The 15342-nt window shown below is 69.0% G+C and carries 21 protein-coding genes; 2 read left to right on the top strand and 19 right to left on the bottom strand.

Annotation, left to right across the window (positions count from 1 at the left end):
* Nucleotides 1-25: 25 nt before the first annotated feature.
* Together D9C15_RS23710 and D9C15_RS23705 are read left to right on the top strand one after the other, a co-directional pair.
* Nucleotides 26-874, top strand: coding sequence for an AraC family transcriptional regulator (locus D9C15_RS23710; protein ID WP_128000946.1), 849 nt, complete (start codon nt 26-28; stop codon nt 872-874).
* 576 nt (nt 875-1450) lie between these two features.
* The gene (locus D9C15_RS23705; protein ID WP_128000945.1) at nt 1451-1690 is read left to right on the top strand and encodes a hypothetical protein; all 240 of its coding nucleotides are present in this window, start codon (nt 1451-1453) and stop codon (nt 1688-1690) included.
* A 431-nt stretch (nt 1691-2121) separates the two neighbouring features.
* On the opposite strand, the gene D9C15_RS23700 is transcribed toward D9C15_RS23705, so the two are convergent.
* From D9C15_RS23700 to D9C15_RS23620, 19 genes are all read right to left on the bottom strand, one after another.
* Nucleotides 2122-2331: a hypothetical protein gene (locus D9C15_RS23700; protein ID WP_128000944.1), complete on the bottom strand. Its 210-nt coding sequence runs from the start codon at nt 2329-2331 to the stop codon at nt 2122-2124.
* Nucleotides 2332-2333: 2 nt separating this feature from the next.
* Nucleotides 2334-2762, bottom strand: a complete 429-nt coding sequence (locus tag D9C15_RS23695; RefSeq protein WP_128000943.1) for a hypothetical protein — start codon at nt 2760-2762, stop codon at nt 2334-2336.
* Between the two features lie 32 nt (nt 2763-2794).
* On the bottom strand, nt 2795-3226 hold the full coding sequence (locus tag D9C15_RS23690; protein ID WP_128000942.1) for a hypothetical protein: 432 nt from the start codon (nt 3224-3226) through the stop codon (nt 2795-2797).
* A gap of 98 nt (nt 3227-3324) precedes the next feature.
* Nucleotides 3325-3570 (bottom strand): hypothetical protein, encoded by a 246-nt coding sequence (locus tag D9C15_RS23685; protein ID WP_128000941.1) that lies wholly within the window; start codon nt 3568-3570, stop codon nt 3325-3327.
* A 12-nt stretch (nt 3571-3582) separates the two neighbouring features.
* Nucleotides 3583-5949 carry a phage tail length tape measure family protein gene (locus tag D9C15_RS23680; protein WP_128000940.1) on the bottom strand — a complete coding sequence of 789 codons (2367 nt, stop codon included), beginning with the start codon at nt 5947-5949 and terminating at the stop codon, nt 3583-3585.
* Nucleotides 5946-6491: a hypothetical protein gene (locus D9C15_RS23675; protein WP_205854888.1), complete on the bottom strand. Its 546-nt coding sequence runs from the start codon at nt 6489-6491 to the stop codon at nt 5946-5948. Before D9C15_RS23675 ends, D9C15_RS23680 begins: the two co-directional genes overlap by 4 nt.
* On the bottom strand, nt 6445-6921 hold the full coding sequence (locus D9C15_RS23670) for a hypothetical protein (RefSeq protein WP_128000939.1): 477 nt from the start codon (nt 6919-6921) through the stop codon (nt 6445-6447). Before D9C15_RS23670 ends, D9C15_RS23675 begins: the two co-directional genes overlap by 47 nt.
* A 40-nt stretch (nt 6922-6961) precedes the next feature.
* Nucleotides 6962-7294, bottom strand: a complete 333-nt coding sequence (locus D9C15_RS23665) for a hypothetical protein (RefSeq protein ID WP_128000938.1) — start codon at nt 7292-7294, stop codon at nt 6962-6964.
* A 39-nt stretch (nt 7295-7333) separates the two neighbouring features.
* Nucleotides 7334-8782 carry a hypothetical protein gene (locus tag D9C15_RS23660; RefSeq protein WP_128000937.1) on the bottom strand — a complete coding sequence of 483 codons (1449 nt, stop codon included), beginning with the start codon at nt 8780-8782 and terminating at the stop codon, nt 7334-7336.
* Nucleotides 8779-9099 (bottom strand): hypothetical protein, encoded by a 321-nt coding sequence (locus D9C15_RS23655; RefSeq protein WP_205854887.1) that lies wholly within the window; start codon nt 9097-9099, stop codon nt 8779-8781. The genes D9C15_RS23660 and D9C15_RS23655 overlap by 4 nt, the downstream gene beginning before the upstream one ends.
* On the bottom strand, nt 9092-9460 hold the full coding sequence (locus D9C15_RS23650) for a single-stranded DNA-binding protein (RefSeq protein ID WP_128000936.1): 369 nt from the start codon (nt 9458-9460) through the stop codon (nt 9092-9094). Before D9C15_RS23650 ends, D9C15_RS23655 begins: the two co-directional genes overlap by 8 nt.
* A 138-nt stretch (nt 9461-9598) precedes the next feature.
* The gene (locus D9C15_RS23645) at nt 9599-10957 is read right to left on the bottom strand and encodes a replicative DNA helicase (RefSeq protein WP_164886830.1); all 1359 of its coding nucleotides are present in this window, start codon (nt 10955-10957) and stop codon (nt 9599-9601) included.
* Nucleotides 10954-11616: a hypothetical protein gene (locus D9C15_RS33510; protein WP_205854886.1), complete on the bottom strand. Its 663-nt coding sequence runs from the start codon at nt 11614-11616 to the stop codon at nt 10954-10956. Before D9C15_RS33510 ends, D9C15_RS23645 begins: the two co-directional genes overlap by 4 nt.
* Nucleotides 11617-11863: 247 nt before the next feature.
* Complete coding sequence (locus D9C15_RS33505; protein ID WP_164886828.1) at nt 11864-12040, bottom strand: hypothetical protein; 177 nt, start codon at nt 12038-12040, stop codon at nt 11864-11866.
* Between the two features lie 7 nt (nt 12041-12047).
* A complete protein-coding gene (locus D9C15_RS23640) occupies nt 12048-12290 on the bottom strand; it encodes a hypothetical protein (protein ID WP_128000934.1) in 243 nt (80 codons plus the stop codon).
* The gene (locus D9C15_RS23635; RefSeq protein WP_205854885.1) at nt 12287-12550 is read right to left on the bottom strand and encodes a helix-turn-helix transcriptional regulator; all 264 of its coding nucleotides are present in this window, start codon (nt 12548-12550) and stop codon (nt 12287-12289) included. The genes D9C15_RS23640 and D9C15_RS23635 overlap by 4 nt, the downstream gene beginning before the upstream one ends.
* Nucleotides 12551-12674: 124 nt before the next feature.
* The gene (locus D9C15_RS23630; RefSeq protein ID WP_128000933.1) at nt 12675-13694 is read right to left on the bottom strand and encodes a hypothetical protein; all 1020 of its coding nucleotides are present in this window, start codon (nt 13692-13694) and stop codon (nt 12675-12677) included.
* Nucleotides 13695-13702: 8 nt separating this feature from the next.
* Nucleotides 13703-14014 carry a hypothetical protein gene (locus D9C15_RS23625; protein ID WP_128000932.1) on the bottom strand — a complete coding sequence of 104 codons (312 nt, stop codon included), beginning with the start codon at nt 14012-14014 and terminating at the stop codon, nt 13703-13705.
* 99 nt (nt 14015-14113) lie between these two features.
* Entirely contained in the window at nt 14114-15331 is a 1218-nt protein-coding gene (locus tag D9C15_RS23620; protein WP_128000931.1) for a tyrosine-type recombinase/integrase, read from the bottom strand.
* Nucleotides 15332-15342: the final 11 nt, after the last annotated feature.

The raw sequence follows: 15342 nt of genomic DNA, 5'->3' as shown, positions 1-15342 counted from the left end.
CGGCTGACTTGCAGGGGGCGCCGCGGTGACGAAGCCGCGCGGCGGCAAGGCAGCCGAGGCGGGTGGCCCGGCAGGGTGGATGTCGCGCACCAACGCCTCGACCGGGCGCATCTACTTCTGGCCGGGCGGCAGCCTCTGGATCGGGCGCGGACAGGGGCGCACCGAATGGCACGATCACCACGCCCATCAGATCGTGGTGGTTCCGACCGGCCAGGTTCGCTTCAGGACGGACGCCAGCGGGGCCTGGCAGGCCTTCGACGCGGCCTTCGTGCCGAGCCACCGGCCCCATCAGTTCGACACCGTTGCCCAGCCAATGGCGCACCTGTTCGTGGAGCCGGAGAGCCGTGCTGGACGAGCGCTGACGCAACGCTTCGGCGCGGACGCCGTCGCTGCGCTTCCCGTGGCAGATGGCCGCGCCGCAGCGCACAGCCTGTTCGAAGCCCTCGCAGCCACGCCGCAGCGAGAGACCATGGCCGACATCGCGGCGCAGGTGCTGGCGAGGCTGTCCGGGGCAACGACGGAAGTCGACCGTTCGATCGACACCCGCCTGGCGCGCGCGCTCGTGTACATCCGCACGCACATCCGCGAGCCGATCACCCTCGACGCCGCGGCCGATGCGGCCACGCTGTCCGCCAGCCGCTTCCGCCACTTGTTCGCCCTGCAGACCGGATGCTCGTTCCGCGCCTACGTGCTGTGGCAGCGCATCAACGTCGCCATCGAGTCTGCGGCGGCCGGCGCCACCTGGACCCAGGCGGCCCACGAGGCGGGGTTCGCCGATTCCGCGCACCTGGCCCGAACGCACAAGCGCATGTTCGGCATCGAGCCGACGGCCGTTCGTGTGCCGAGCGCGGCTGGCAACGGCTTCGGTACCTGATCAAAATGCGCTACGATGTATATTATGTAAACTCATGTGGATGGCAACTGTGCGGACGATGGCAACTGTGCGGACGATGGCAACTGTGCGGACGATGGCAACTGTGCGGACAATCGGCCGTATACGCGACCGCCCTCGCGCCCTTGGCGCTTGGCCTGATCCAGGGGATGGCAGAAACAGCGACGGGCCCCGCGGGGCCCGTCTCGATCTGCACAACTTGTGTGTGGCGGAGTCGGAGTCGGATGAATGTTCAGCGGAAATGCAGGCCGTTGCTTGGTTTCCACTAGATCAAGGACTGGTGATTCCCCCCGCCGTGCCCCCAGTCTGCCGCGGTGAATCCGGAGGCGCGCTTGCGCCGTCTTGCCCGGGCGACACCGCTGGCGCCTGCCCAGCGTCGGCCAGGGCGCTGCCCCGGGGACTCGACGGCTCAGTCAGTTGCGCGATCGTCAGACCTTGCGCCGCAGGCGCAGCGACAGTTGAAGCTGGGACGACGTTCTCCGCTGTGCCACTCTGTAGCTTGATCGAGGATGGCCCGGTGTCTCACTCTATGAGCCACCTGCCTGCAAGACTCGGCGCATGGCCGGCCTGCCCCTGATCACCTCGCCCTACCTGCGCGACCACGCCCGGCGCTGCGAGTGCTGCCACTGGGTCGACATGGCGCCGAGCATGCGCTTCCCGGGCACCTACAGCGTCGCCTGCGCCTGTCCGAATTGCCTCCCGGGTCAGGGCGGCGCCGGCAAGGTCTGCTGCTGCTTCGAGCGCGAGCCAGGCGCTGACGACGACCTCGAGCGGTTGCCACCGCTGAGCCCCTACTGATCTGCCCACCCTACCCCTGAACGCTGCCGGAACTTGCTGCGCCCAGCCAGCTCTGACGAGGCCTGTACCGGGGAGTGCGTCGATGGGGTGGACAAGCACGGCAGAGGACATCAGCCAGCGGCAGGCCGAGTCCCTCGACGGTCGCGGCTTCGGTCCGATCCCCGCCGCGAACGACGTTCGAACGCCGGGCGGGCACCGACGCGTCGGGAGGCGGCCACCGCCGGCACCGGCTGGGAGGCGCTCCGTGCGAATCAAGGGCGAGGGGTTCGTCATGCTCTACGCCGAACGCCTGCCCTAACGGGCGCGCTTCGGTCGCGAGGGGGGCCATTCCGGGGGTCTTGCATCGGCTGGCGAGAAAGCAACTCGCACAGATGGCGGGTCTGCAGCGTTCGTCACGCTGCTCGAATTGCAGCCTAACGGGTGGACGCCGGTTACAGCAGCATGGCGGAGACCGCGGCGAATCCCAGGTCGCCCAGCACCGAGAGGCGAGCGAAATCCTCGGCGATGTCGCGGTGCCTGGGGCTCGCGCCGAACAGCCGATCGAGCCGGGCGCGGTCTTGGTCCACTAGCACGTCCCAGCGTAGGAGGCGATGCGCTGCGACGGCGCACAGCATCAGCGTGAACCATGCAAGGGGCTTCACGGTCAGACGTCGAAGTCGAAGCTGTTGCCGATCAGGTCGAACAGCTTCCTGCCGCGAGTCTTCGCACCCTTCGGCGGACGCGGCGGGCGCTGCCTCGCCCGTCGTGCCCTTTCCTTCTCCTCGCGCTCTGCCGTCCAGCGATCGCTGGGGTACTGGCCACCCATGCATCGTGTCGCGCCGGCCTCGCGCAGGGCCAGGGTGAAGGTGCGAAGTGGCGGACCACTGCCTGTTGAGCGCGCCTTGCCCGGGTGCGGATCGAAGCGCGCGATCTTGATGTTCGAGGAGGCAAGTTCGAAGATCCAGCGCGGCGCCACGCTTTCAGGCCGCGGTGCGCCGGCAGCTGGCACCTGGCGATGCACCGGGTAGCAGTAGGGGTCGACTTCGTTCTCCGCCTCGACTGCAGAATCGCCTAGGTGGGGGTCCGTCTCCATCGCTGCGCAGCTGCTGGGCATGCGCCCGGATGCTAGGCAGCGAGCGGCCCGCGCTTTTCTTCGTCGAGCTCGACTCCGCGTGCCAGGGCGGGCCCTGCGTGCAGCAATCCCACCGCGGCGAGGAAGTCCTCCGCCGAGTGGCCGAAGGCACGTAGGGCGTCGGCCGGCAATGCGGCGAGCACGCGCCGGTCGACGTCGGTGTGGCGGCAGGCGATGAGGCGATCGGCGGCCGCCCCGACCTTCTGCCAAGTAGTGAGCCGCGGCAAGCCTGCGGCGTCGAACGGGTCGGCGGGGTAGCTCGCCTCGAGCGAGTCGAACAGCTTCGAGATGGCCACCTGGCGTCGCAACTGAGTCTCGACTTCATCGAGTGGCAGGCTTAGCTCCGCCGCCCTCTGTGCCTCCCGCAACTTCGCGCGAGCGACAGCCTCCTCGAGCCGCTTGACCCTCACAAGCAGCGAGCGCATCAGGAGAGGCGAGATTGCACGTTGCTCGCGCCCCTGGGCGCATGCCAAACCGGGCCGCTGTTGCTGCCGAACTTGTCGACTAGGCTCACGCGCATGCCCTAGATGCCTCCACGCCGCATAGAAGCCGCGAGGCGCAGGACTTGCATCGTGAAGTCCCTCGCGGAAACCCGAAATTGATCCTCCATCTCATCTGGAAGAGCCCCTCTCGGGAGAGCATTCATCAGCGCCTTCGGCAAGGAAGAAGTGTCCTCCAGGCTGATGCGCTCGTCGTGCGCGATCACCCAGGCCAGGAGTGTCATGATGGCCGTGTGGCGACCGGCATCACTCGCAAGCGTCTCGTGCATTTGACCTCCGCTTTATAGGCGCCCTTGGAGGTTACTCGCGTTGCGCAACGCTGCCCACTGCGGCCCCATGTTGTTGCTGACTTGATCGACGAAGTTCGCCTCGGCACGAGCGACAGCGATTTCAATGATCCGCGCGCTTTCATTGACGGTCGCTGTCGTCCCTGGCGGCGCATTGTGAATGTTGATAGTCCACGTCGCGCCGCTTCCGACCTGGTTCGCCGGAGTGACGTTGCCGTTCGCGGTCGGCAGCATGTACTGGTTGCCATTGGCCGCTGTAAACATCTCCGGCTTCCCTGCTTCATTGACGCGATAGAGCTGCCCTGCGGTCGTCGGGCCGCCGTACTGCCGGCCGCCGGCGACCTGCGCGATCGCAAGCCCGCCCACCATCGCGGCGCTCGCATAGCCGGCGGCGCGAATGTAGGTGGCCAGGGGAATGCCGTACGGGCCCAGCCCCATCGCCTTCGCCGCGCCGACCTCGGCGTTCAGGATGATCTCTGCGACGGCGAGCGCCTTCGATGCCAGGAAGGCGGCCTTGCCGATAGCGCTCTGCTCCTTCCCGGCAGCGCGCAACACGCCCATCAGCTGGTCGGTTGCACCGGACACCGCGGCGAGCGTCGTCATCTGTGCTTGCACCTCCGCGTCGGAGCGTGCCTGCGCGATTGCCGCGAGCGCCTGCTGCGTTTGCTGGGCGTTCGCGACGATCGCGGCCGAATACTGCTGCTCGCTCAGAAGGTCGGCCGCGCGCAACTCGTTAAGTTGGTCGTTGCGCATGCGGTACTGGTTGACGGTCGCGTCCTCCTGCGACCCGCCGGCGATGATTCCCTCCGCGAAGTTGCCCGCCTTCGCCTTTTCGCCGCGCTGGCGCTCCATGTCACGGCCGTCCTTTTCGAAGGTGGCGAGGATCTGTTCTCGCTCTCGCCTGGCAACCTCGACGCGGGCCTGGGCCGCCGCTTCGGCGATGAACACCCGCGCCTTCTCGTAGTTCTCCGAGCTGAGCACGCCCTCCTTCAACAGCTGGTCGTTTCGCGCGTTCGCTTCCTGCTCGACGAGGTTGACTCGCTCCTCCGCATCGGCCGTGCGCATCTGCAGCTCGCGCAGGTACTGCGCCTCATCGAACTTCGCCTTTCGGTTCGCGCCTGCCTTCTTGTCCGCATCCGAGGCCGCCTCGACTGCTGCGGCACGGTCCGAGTCCGCTTGAGCGGCGGCTCGCGCGTAGCCGGCCGCCTGCTCGTACGCGCGGAGCTGGCGCTGCAGGTCCTCGATCTCGGCCCGACGCTGCGCCGCGCCCTCCGGCCCATAGGATCCGGTCGCGCGGCCGCCGATGGTCTTTGGACCACCGGAAGCCTCTTGCCGCTGCAGTAGCGCCAGGCGCGCGCGCATCGCTTCGATCTTGTCCTCGGGCGTCTCCTTGCGCCCAACGTTCAACAGTGCGTCCCAGCCCTCGCGCGCGGCGTCCCGCACCGACCGCCAAGCGCGCTCGAGCAACCCGAGGTTCTGCGTGATCTTCGGCGTGCGCTCGAGGATCGAATCAGCGAAGGCCTCTTGCGCGACGCGCGCCGCCTCGGCGTGCTTGCCCTGCTCGTCGAGCGCCTTGATCTGGCGGTACAGCTCGACAGTCAGGAAGTTGGTCGCCTGGTTCAACTTGAGCGCTGCCTGCACCGGCTCTCGCTCGAGCGACTGAAACGCCTTGACCGTCTCGGCGACCGCGGGCCCGCCGGCCTGCTCGAGGCGGATCGCGGCCTCAGCGACACGGCCCAGCCCATCGCCGCCGCGCACCCCTGCCTGCGCGAGCTGATTGAGCGCCTCGGCCGCCTGACCGCGCGTGATGCCGGCCAAGCTGTCGAGCCGGCCGGCCAGCACGTTCAGCTGCCCTTCCGTCATACCGGAGAGGTTGCCGGTCAGCGTCAGGCTGCGATTGAACTCCTCGGTCTCCTTGCGGCCTTTGACGAACCCGAGCGCGAGCGAGCCTAGGGCGGTGCCGACGGCGAGCACGACGGCGCCGAGGCCGGACGCGGCAGCGCCTGCGCTGCGCATCAGCCCCTCGCCGGTGGCAATGCTCGTCGCGACGTCGGCAAGCGCGACCTTGCTGCCGCGCAGTGCCTCCATCAGGCGACGCGACGAGATCGAGTGACGTTCGGTAGCGGCGGCCGCCTTGACGCTCGCATTCGACAGCGCGTCCGTCGACCGCGCCGCTTCGCGCGCGGCGACTCCCGACAGAGCCAGTCCGGCTACATGCACCTTGGCAGCCTTGTTGACTTGGGTGAAATCGGTGTCGAGCTGGTCGAGCGACTTGCTGGCCTGGCGCTGCCCTTCGATCAGCGGCCGCGTGTCGTACGCGACCTCATAGATCACGCCACCGACGACGGTCCCATTGCTCATTTCTGTTCCTTCATGCCCTCGACCAGGATGCGGCGGACCTCGGGCGCCGCCGCCTCGGCGCCCTTGCGCAGAAACTCCGGCTCGCCATGAGGGCCCCAGTAGACCCCGTGGTCCTTGCCGTTCTCCTTCGGTCGCGGCTGACCCTTCAGCTTGCCCTCGGCCTCGTGGACCGGCAGTGCATAGTCGGCCGTGAAGCCGATCGCCCCGACGATTCGATCGCCATCGCGGCGGACGTTGCGGAACTGCGAGTTGATCAGCGTGCTGGTGTCCTGCGGTGCGCGGCCCGCGGCCTCGCTGCCGATGACCACGAGCGCCGCTGTGAGGTTGCGCGCGGCGCGGCGCTGCACCTTGTCCGTGAACGCAGACAGGTTGTTGACGACGCGAGTTCGGCCCATCAGCTGCGCGCGGGCGTCCCGCTTCCTTCGTTGCGGGGTTGATCTGGGGGCACCGCTGGCGCATGCGCGGCGCGGCGCGGCGCCGGGACAGTGCCGGCGCTCATCGTTGCGCCGCTGTGGGGGCAGCCGAACGTGCACGGCCAGCATCGCGACCGTTCTCCGGCACGTAGAACGTCACGCGCGCGTCTGACACGATCGGCGGCGCGCCCTCCCCTCCGCCCTGCAGCGCATGCCGCTCCGGCGCGTCCAGGCCGAGCAGCTTCGCGCGGCGCTCGCTGATCTTCAGGACGCGGTCGACTGCCGGCAGGTCGCCGCGAGCGGCCCGCGGGTAGACCTTCGCCAGCATGCCGTCGAGCCGGGACAGCTCGAGCGCGCGAAGTTCGTCCGCAGCTGCCGCGACCTGGCTGCGTGCATCGTCGAGACCCCTGCACACGAGCGCGTGCGCCTGGCTCCGTCCGATGCCGAGGTGCGCGGCGATCGACGCGTAGGACAGGCCTGCGCAGCGCAGCGCGATCGCCTTGGCCTGGCGCTGCAGCGATCGAGCCGCTGCGGCGCTGGTCTTGTTGGAGGCTGCCATGGGTGTCCGGGGCCTTATGTGTCCGTCCGGTGGCGTTAGGTCATCGCTGCCCGATGCGGAACCTGTTGACCAGCCCAGACGCCGGCGCTTCGAGAAGGCCCTTCGCCGAGTTGCTGGCCAACTGGCCGTGCTGCTTCGCAGACTGCGCGGTCGCTGCGTTGACCGAGATCCGCCAGTTGACGGCGGCGAGCTGCTCCTCGAGCGGCGCACAGATCAGCGAGTTGTAGTCGGCGAGTAGAGCCTCGTCGGACCGCCCATCGGTCGACACTCCTTCCGTATTCAGTCTCGCGACGATCGCGCGCCGGATGGGATCGCCGGCCCCGCTCGCGCCGGTGTTGGTCGACAGTGTCGGATTGACGATGAAGTGGTGCAAGACGGTTCTCCTTCGATGTCGAATGCTGCGAAGGGCGGCTCAGATGCCCAAGGATTCGACGATGCGGCGGGAACGCACGATCGCCTCGCCCCTCGGATCCGCGGCGCCGAACGGGTCGTGCGCCACGGCCTTCGCCACCATGACCCGCGTCAGCGCCTCGACGAAATCACGCTCTGCCTGGCGGAAGGCACGCTCGGCGAGCGTCGCCTCGGCAACCCTGACGCGCTGCCATGCTTCGCGCCGGCGCTGCGCGGCCTGCTGGTGGGCGGCTCGCGCGACCAGCTGTTCCTGCTCGGCACCGCGCTTCGCGACCTCCAGCGTCGCGATCTTGTCGCGGCTGGCCGCCTTCACTGGCACGCTGCCGCCGGCCTTCACCGCCTCGAGCACGCGCGCACCGGCGGCGTCGCGATCCTTCGCATAGGCCCGTTCCTCGTCGGCGATGAGGTCGACGATGCGGCGCAGCGCCGCGTCGGCAGCTGCAGCGGCCTCGGCCAAGCGCACCACCTCGGCGTCTGCCGCCTCCGCCCTGGCCTTCGCCTCGTCGACCTGCTGCTCGGCGGCGAGCAGTCCCTCAACGTAGGCGAGTTCCGAGCGCAACTCGCGATCCTCGGCCTCGAGCTGCGGAACCCTGGCCTGAGCGGTCTTGTGGGCCTCTGCGGCGCGCTCATGGCGCAGCCGGCGTTCCGTCTGCTCGGGCATCTCGCCAACGCCCGGCGGCGACACCGGCGCCACGTCGCCGGGCGAAGCCAGCGCATCCGCATGCGTCTTCTCGAGCGCCTTGCGCGCCGCCGGCAGGTCGATCGCTGCGAGGCGCGCGCGGAGTTCGTCGCGCCTGGTGGTCAGGAACTCGACGTTGCCGGACGATCCGACGATGTCGGACAGGTCGACGGCGCCGAGAGGCTCGGCGACCGGGGACCGCGGCGGTTCGTAGCGGTGCGTGACCGCGACATTCGGCCTGGCCGGCTGGCACTTGCCGACGAACGAGTCGGGCAGCGTGTTCCCCGGGATCTCGACGATCGAGCCGATGACGGCGCCGGCCGGCCACGGCGCGCGGAGGGCTGTGACCTCGACGCGGAGCCCGGCGGAGGGCTGGTCTTGGGTGGTGGGGTCGGTGGGCATGGTGTTCTCCTGCGGTTGCAGTAGGCGATCGAAGGCCATCTCGGCCGGTTCGTCGAGGATGGCCGGGCCGCGTCCCAACGTAGGGCCGTTGCTGGGACAGTTCGCGATCGGGACGTCGATCGCTCGGGCGATCAGGCGATAGGCCGCGGATCGGCTGATGCCTCGTAGCGCCAGGCGCTCGCGGATGACGGTGCGCGGCTGATGGGCCTCGCGCAGGCGCATCGCCAGGCGGAGCGCCGCGACACGTTCGAACTCGGCCAGTGCCGCGGGCCGCCCGATCTGCGCCAGGATTTCGCGGGCCTTGTTCTCGCCGGCGACGTCGAGCAGAGCCTCGAGGGCGGCCCAGCTCGGATCGGTGTCCGGGGTCATCCCTCGTCCGTTCCGCGAGCTGCAGGTCCGCCAGCAGCGGCCCTCATCGCTTCGTCCTCGAGCGCCTCGATCCGCGCCGCAAGGTCTTCCGACTCGATCAGTCGGCCGAGGATGCCAAGCACGTTGGCCAGGCGCGAGACGTCGCCGATGGCTCGCCGACCTGCCTTGCCTTCGCGGTACAGGCGCGCGAGCTCGGCCTTGACATCGTCGATCGTCTTCAGCGGCAACCGGAGCCGCTTCTCGCCCACCGGGGGATCGGTCGAATCGCGAGCATCGGCGCGGGTTTCGTGCGATCGAGAGGTGTCGCGCTCAGCCACTTGAGTCCCCCTGAGGTGCGCTTTGACGCCACTGACGCCGCTCGACCGGGGTGTGATGCATGCCGGCATCGGCCGCCGTCAGGAAGCGGCCCACCGTGACATTCAGACCCATCTGCTGGCGCCCATCGCCGTCCTTCCAACGGCTCAACGATGCGTGGCCGGCGATTGCGACGTCTTCGCCGATCTGCAGGCGCCCAATGGCCTCAACGGCCGCCGGCCGAAACGCGATGATCGAGACGAGCACGGTTGCGCCCTCGGCGTCGATCACCTCGAGCCCTGCCGTCGCGATGGGGCGCAGTCGCCGGTCGAGGCGTTGCTCAGGCGCTCGGACGACCGTGCCGGTGAAGAGGCAGCTCAGCACCGCCGGCCTCCGCCGCGGTGACTCCGGCCAATCGGGGGCATCAGGTGCGGCAGCGCAGCGCCGCGGACACCGGCCGGCTCAAGGCCGGCGCGGCGCGCGCGGCATGGTTCGGCTGCTCGTACCTCGTCCGGTCGGGTTTCACTCATCACCCTTGCCCCTCCGCCGAGACACGTCCGATTCGGACTCCGCCCAGCGCTGCAGACGCCCATCGAATGCCAGCGCGATCCTGCCTCGCCTGCCCTGGCGGTTCTTGGCCAGCTTCAGCAGCATCAGCGCCGAGCCGTCCGGTTCCTGCCTGCCGGTCGGATGCAGCAGCAGCACGACGTCGGCGTCTTCCTCGATCGCACCGGACTCCTTCAGGTCGCTCATCTCCGGCTCGCTGTCGGGCCGATCCAGGCTGGCGCGGCCCAGCTGGCTCAGCACGATCACGCAGGTGGCGAGTTCCTTCGCGAGCTGCTTCAGGCCTCGGCTGATCGCCTCGATCTGGTGATGGCGGCGCTCGGTCGGCGTGGCCGACGAGCAAAGCTGCAGGTAGTCGACGACGACCAGCGCCAAGCCATGCCGGCGGCGCACCTGGCGCGCCTTGGCGCGGATCTGCTGCAGGTTCAGCGCGGGCGAGTCGTCGACAAACAAGGCGGACGCGGCGAGGCGATCCGCCCCACTGCTCAGGTTGCCCCAGTCGGCATCTTCGAGCCGGCCGGAGGTCAGCGCTTCCAACTGCACGCCGGCGGTGTTTGCGATGAAGCGGTCGACCAACTCGCCGGCTGTCATCTCCTGCGACAGGATCAGCGTCGCATGGCCAGCGGCGGCAACCGTGCCGCTGATCTGCCCGGCAAGCGAGGTCTTGCCGATGGTCGGCCTTGCACCTAGGACGACCAGCTTCCCAGGCTTCAGGCCTCCGCCGAGGGCGCGATCCAGCGTCCGGAGTCCGGTCGGAATGCCCGGGGCTTCCGTGCCCTCCGCGAGCGCGCTGTAGTGATCGAGGCGCGCCGCGACGAGGTCGCCAATCGCCCGCGGTTCCCTGCCGACGGCGCGGCCTTCGAGCCGAGCCAGCACGGCGCCGATTCGATCGCGCTTGTCAGCAGGCGATGTCTCCGCGGTCCAGGCGATCGCGGCGGCCTCGTCCACGGCTGCAATGACGGCGCGCGCCTCGGCGTGCTCGCGCACGATCTCGGCGTAGCGCCGTGCGTTCGCGGCGCTGGGCACGCTGCGCGCGAGCGCATCGAGGTACTCCATCCCGCCGCAGTCTTCGGCGCGGCCAGCGCGCTGCAGGCGCTCGTACACCGTCACGACGTCGGCCGGCTTGCTCGCCTCCACCAGCTGCACGACCGCCTCGAAGATGGCGCGATGCTCGCTGCGGTAGAAGTCGCGGGCCTCGAGGAGATCGCCGACGCGGTCGAAAGCACCGTTGTCGAGCAGTAGCCCGCCGAGCACGCTCTGTTCAGCCTCGGCCGAGTTCGGCGGCTTGCGCAGCTCGACCTCGTCGCGGGCGGTCACGGGTAGACCTCGCGTAGATCGTCGTCGGCGTGGATAGCAGATGCGCCTGACACACGGCGCGCAAATGCTTGTGACCCGGCGCGCTCGCGCTTCACCCAGCTTCGCCAAGTGGCTTGCCAGTCGGCCTTCATGCCGGCGCGGCCGGGCTGGGCATGCCAATGGTCCGCGAAGGACTCCGCAACCGCGTCGATGTCAAGATCCGGCCGACGGTCGTGAGCCCACTGTCGCCATTCCGACGGGAGAGTCCAGTCTGTCGGGAGGCGAGAGCCGGCGCCCTCTCTGGTTCCCTTCGGGTTCCTCTCAGGTTCCGTGTCCCGTTTTTGGGACTCTTTCAAGGGAAAACCGGTACTCTTTGCAGGGAAAAGCGGTACTGTTTCGCCGGCCGAAGCTGTCCCGTTTTTGGGACCGTTAAGGCGACCTCTAACGGTACCGGAATTGGTACCGTTCGATGCCCTTCCGGGTACCTCGACGGGTAGGCGCCAGATTGTGATCTGGCCTGTCTTCCCGGTCTTGCCGGCCGGCTCGACGAGGCGCTCTTCCTGCAGGCGCTGCAGGTTGGCCAGGACCGTCTTTCTGTCCTGCTGGGTCGTCTCTCCCAGGTAGGCGACCGAGGGCCATGAGAGCCAGTCGCCAGCGCTCGCCGAGTCGGCCAGGACCACGAGTAGGAACTTCGCTGCACTCGAAGGCGCGCGCTGCCCCAGAGCCCACGCGACCGCTGGCCAGCTCATCGGGTTGCACTCCAGGCGGCGCGCCTCGCCAGCAGGGCGCGCAGGTGGCCACGCCAGCGGGCGCACGTCATGCAGGCGGCCGCCGTCGCGCTTGAGCACGTGCAGGCTGGCACAGCGAGCACCGAGCGATACGCCAGGGGCTGCCGCCGGCGCGAAGCGGTGCGGAAGAGCTTCGGCATCAGGTTCCTCGGCCCGGGCCCGCGACCCGCTCGAGGAAGGCCTCGACGGCGCCGAGATCCGGCAGCACGCGCGCCAGGTTCCACCTGGTGATCGCGTACGCGGGCGCGCCTCTCGAGTCGGTCGTCTCGCGCAGCTCGTAGCCGGCCAGCGCCGCGACCGCCTGCATGGTGCGCAACGCCTTCTCAGCCTCGCTCGGCGATGCGACGGATGATGTCGGCTGCATCTTCGGGCCCCGTGGTCAGCTGGATGACGATGCCGCGCGCGAGGTCCTTCGTGACCGTCACATTCAGCACCGCGTGATCGCCCATCGGCGCGTCGACGCTCAGCCCGCCAGGGCCGCGGATTGCGAAGACGACAGGCACGTGCGAGCCGTCGTGGTCGAGGCGCGCGGAAGGATTCGAGGGCTCTGGCGTGGAGCCGCTCACGCGGTCACCTGCCCGGCAGTGGTCTGCGCGACCTTCGGCGCCTTCGGCATGACGACGGGCGCATTCGCAGCGCGGTCGGCGATCCACGCTCGGACGGCGGCCGCGTCATACATGGTGCAGCGCGGGCCAAGTCGGCGCGGCGCAGGGAACTCGCCGGCAGCGACTAGGGCGCGCAGTTTGGTGCGGCCAAAGCCCACGTGAGCCAGCACGGCCGGCTCTCTTGCGAAGCCAAGCTCGGGAAGATGGTTCGTTTTGGACACGTTGCAGCCCCTTTCAGTCGTTGACTGCACCCAGCAGTCAATGACGAAAGTGTTCCGCGAGGTCCAGCGCCCATTCAACGGCACCCAAAGTGATTTCGGGTGCGCCCATTCAGCGAATGGGCTACTACGGCTTCGCCTTCAGATGCCTCTCCCAGGCGTGCCTGAAAGCACTATTTGCCCATGCAGGCTTGCCATCGTCGGCGCGCAGCTTCTTGAGCACTGCGGCTCTCACGGACGGGACACCGACGCGCGATGCACGGGCGTCGGAGGCGTCGGCCTCTTCGAGTGCAGCCCGCACCTCGCAAATGCGCTGCAGTCGCCAGTGCATCGAGAGATAGGGACGCCTGGTGGGGCCCGCTTCCGGGGCATTCGGCGGGCAGGACCCGCCGGCAGGCACGCCCGAAGCGGGCTTCGGCGCGTCTTTCGACTGCTCCTCCGGCAGCCGCAGCGCATGCTTCTCGCGCTCAAGCCAGGCGGCGAGCTCCCTGCGCTCGATGAGCAGCAGACCTGACGACGGGCCCGGCCACTCGTCGATACTTGAGCGGAGCAGCGTCAGCGGATCGAGCACGGCCAGCGACCCGGAAGCTGCAGCCTCGTTCAGCTGTCGCCAGTAGCGCTCGCGGGGGTCGCCATCTGCAGCAAGCCCAGCAGTCACCGCCGCCTCGGAGAGGAGCGCCACGCACTCGCCGAGCGTGTAGTGGCCTCTCGCCTGACGCGCTGCCACCGCCTCTAGCTCCGCGCGCAAGGCGCCGGCGGTCGTCAGTCCGTCCACTCCTCCGCGACGCTCGCGCACAGGCTCATCCGGTTGGAGGGGCTGCAGCTCGCTCGGCACTTCCCGCAGCAGAACCGGGACGTCGAAAGGGACCATGGCCCGCATGCGCTCGACCTCCGCCTGCGAATAGCGCCCGACCGCGACGTCGAGCACGCTGAGGCGCGGCTCGTCTCGAGGCGGCATTGAAGGCACAAGCGCGCTGACGAGCCAGCCGGCGATGCGAGCATCACCGGATGGGGTCGAATCCGCTCCAGGGTCACGGATGAAGACGCGGACCGCCCCCGCGGCTTGCTCGACCTCGTTCGCCGTAGCCGGGCGCGCCAACGGCATGGTGCCGGTACCGCGAGGCTTCTTCGGTGCCTTCGCTGCCATCGTCAGGCCTACGCGGTCGCCTCGAACGGCTTCGCTGCGCCGGTTCGCGGGTCTTCGATGCCCAGCGATACGCGGATCCCGCGAAGCACCTCCGGGTCGCCCAGCATGTCGGCCATGACCTGTGCCAGGCGCCATTCGATCACCACAGGCAGGTTGCCCTCCTTCTCGTCCGCGAGTCGAGCGAGATTACCCTCGATCGTCAGCGCCATGGCGGCGAGGCGCTCGACGTAGTCGTTGAGTTCCTCGTAGGCCTCGCGGGCCCGTTCCAGTGCAGCAGGCGCATCGGCCAGGGCGGGTACAGTCTTCGCAGCTTTCGTCATTCGATCCTCCAGCGATCGGGTGGGGAGAGTCAGGGGCCGGCGGTGTTCCACCACCGCCGCACCCCGCCTGCCTCAGGACCGCTGAGGCACCGGTTCGGCCTACGCGGCCTTGAACGGGATCACCTTCGCGCCCTGGCGCAGCTGGTCGAGGTGGTCGCTGTACCACTGCATCATGCGCCGGCGCTGCTGCAGGTAGGTCGCGTGGTTGTATGCCGCCGAGACCGCATTGCGCTCCTGATGCGCGAGCTGCAGCTCGATGTGCGCGTGGTCGAAGCCGGCCTCATGCAGGATCGTCGAGGCGACGCCGCGGAAGCCGTGGCCGGTCATCGCTCCGGCGTAGCCCATCCGCTTCAGCGCTCCGAGGATCGTGCCGTTGCTCATCGGCTTCTCGTGGTCGCGCTCGCCCGGGAAGAGAAGGCCGCTGAGGCCTTTCAGCTCGTGCAGGCAGCGCAGCGCGTCGACCGCTTGCGTCGACAGCGGAACGATGTGCGGCGTCTTCATCTTCATGCGCGCCGCGGGGATTCGCCACTCGGCGGCATCGAGGTCGAATTCGTCCCAGCGGGCCGCGATCAGCTCGCCGGTGCGAACGAAGGTTCTGGCCATGAGTTCGAGCGCGTAGCGCGTGAAGACGGAGCCGGGGTAGGCCTGCATCTTCCGCAGCAGCTCCGGCATGTCCTTGGGCTCTAGCCGCGCGAACTCGCCCTTCGTGCGCGGCTTCAGGGCGGCGCCGGGCCGCACGTCGCGCGCGGGATTCCTCTCGATCATCCCGTGGGCGAGCGCGTGCTCGAACACCTGTCCGGCCGTCTGCCAGGCGCGGCGGGCGATGTCCAGGGCGCCGCGGCTCTCGATCTTCTTGGCCAGCGCCAACAGCTGGGGCGCCGTGACCTCGGCGATCGGCTTCGCGCCGATGGCTGGGAAGACGTCGGCCTCCAGGCGGCGCAGCACGTAGTCGGCATGGCGCGCCGACTTGGCGCCCTTCCAGTTCTCGTGCCACGAGCGCGCGACCGCCTCGAACGTCGTCCCGAGCCGGACCTTGCGGGTCAGGCGCTCGTCGCGGCGTTCCGCCGAAGGATCGACGCCGCCCTTGAGCTTTAGGCGCGCGGCGTCACGGTCGAGCCGTGCCTGCGCCAGCGAGATCGCCGGGTAGCTGCCCAGCGCGAGGCGCTTCTCCTTGCCGCCGAAGCGGTACTTCCACCGCCAGTGCTTCGAGCCGTTCGGCGTCACCTCGAGGTACAGGCCCTGCGAGTCGGCCAGACGCAGGCGGGGCCTGTCAGCCGGGCAACGCGCGTTCTTGCAGGCGGGATCGGTCAGCGGCATGGTGGGGGCAT

The organism is Piscinibacter defluvii (genome assembly GCF_004011805.1).
Taxonomy (GTDB): domain Bacteria; phylum Pseudomonadota; class Gammaproteobacteria; order Burkholderiales; family Burkholderiaceae_C; genus Piscinibacter; species Piscinibacter defluvii.
The sequence above is the reverse complement of the archived record's forward strand: the minus strand, read 5'-3'. Positions and strand labels throughout refer to the sequence as shown.